1 protein-coding gene is annotated in these 546 nt (G+C 62.5%); it reads right to left on the reverse strand.

Annotated elements, in window-relative coordinates; all coding sequences use genetic code 11:
• A partial coding sequence (locus ACZYOF_RS44295; protein WP_463719663.1) for an IS4 family transposase occupies positions 1 to 546 on the reverse strand: 546 nt, incomplete at both ends.

A 546-nucleotide genomic window follows, 5' to 3' on the forward strand; every position in this document is an offset into this window, starting at 1 on the left:
AGCCTCCGGTCTTCTGCGTGTGGAAGTACTCCTCGACGACCCAGCGCATCCGATAGAGATCAACGGTTCTGCGCGCGTCGGCGATGTTGGTGACCGGATGGGTCGTCAGCAGTCGCCAGTGGATCGGCTTGCCACCCTCTGGCGTCGATGTCTCGCGCACATCGACCACGGCCAATGTGACCGTGTCGGGCAGATCGGCAGTTCCATGCAGCGGCTTGCGCAGGGTCACACGCGAGAAGCGGATTGCCAGTTCGCTGCTGCGCGCCTTGCGTCCCGGAGCCGCAGGAATGTTCACTTTGAGCCGACCTGCTTCGGGCAGACTATCGATGTGCGAGAACAGCAGATCAATCTGCTCCTCCTCGATCCGCCGGTTCTGGCAGGCCCGCACGATCAAATGCGTAGTCTGCGGACGGAACGCGAAGTGCGCGTAGATGTCGCTTTCCCGGTCCGATACCACCGTGATGCTCGCAGCCTCCGCCAGCACCTCTGCGGCGCGCCTCGTGCTATCGAGCCAACGTTGCGATTCCTTCTGTTTCGTCGTTCGCG

Source organism: Bradyrhizobium sp. LeoA1Lang (assembly GCF_055413685.1).